Below are 926 nucleotides of genomic sequence, written 5' to 3' on the forward strand. Positions count from 1 at the left end.
CTGGAAGGTGCCCGCATTGTAATCGGCAGACAGGCTGTCCGAAAAGCCATTGAAGGCGACAGAACGGCCCATTTCGAGATTATGCCATGAATAGGCAAGCCCGGTACGCAGACCAACCGAACCTGCCGCAGCCTGCCATTGCGTGCCGCCATAAACACCCAGCGTATAGTTATCGCTTGAGCCTGATGAATTTCGTGACGCGGTTTTGAACGTCGAGCGGCTGTAGCCAGCCATCGCACCCAAACGCCAGTTGTCATAAACATCGGCATCAATACCTGTGCTGAAGCCTCCAAGCGTGGATTTGGTCCGACCTGCATTGCCATTGGCGGACTGGCTCGACCAGCTGCCATAAGCGGCACTCCATGCGGCATAGCGGGACATATCATTGCTGGCCGTTGGCTGTGGTGCTGCGGCATTGATCGCATTGCCAGCTGCATGGGTTTGCGGGGCAGACGCATAAGCCACAACCGATACCGGCGCTGCTGGCGTTCCGCCAAATGCCTGTTGCAAGCGATTATTGATAGCCGAGCGCGTTGCACCACTTGCATTGACAAGTACGCCGCTCGCAGATGCATAGGCTTCAGACGACAAGACCGGCAGGGCTGCACGGATAGTCGATCCATCGGCAGCAGAAAAATCCAGTGCCGCGATCAGAGACTGCAATTGCGGTGCTGCATTGCTGCCCATATTATCAATGGCAGAACCGACATTACGGCCATTGCTGCTGTATGCATATTGCGAATAAGCATTGTCTGAACGGCTGAGAGACACCGTGTAAACATTGTCGCCATCATGCGTTGCGCTCGCATTCAGTGTGGGTGAGGCAAGTGAAGTGGAGACAGTGCTAAAATCTCCATCAAAATCTATCGCATCAATCCAGTCGCCGGATGTGATACTGAAACCATTTTGATACCATCCGCGCTCAG

1 protein-coding gene is annotated in these 926 nt (G+C 54.3%); it reads right to left on the bottom strand.

What is annotated here, in order from left to right:
- The coding region (locus tag VBH83_RS19310; RefSeq protein ID WP_396999092.1) for an autotransporter outer membrane beta-barrel domain-containing protein at positions 1-926 on the bottom strand (926 nt) is incomplete at both ends.

This window comes from Ochrobactrum sp. S1502_03 (genome assembly GCF_044435015.1).
In the GTDB taxonomy this organism is placed as follows: Bacteria; Pseudomonadota; Alphaproteobacteria; order Rhizobiales; family Rhizobiaceae; genus Brucella; species Brucella chromiisoli.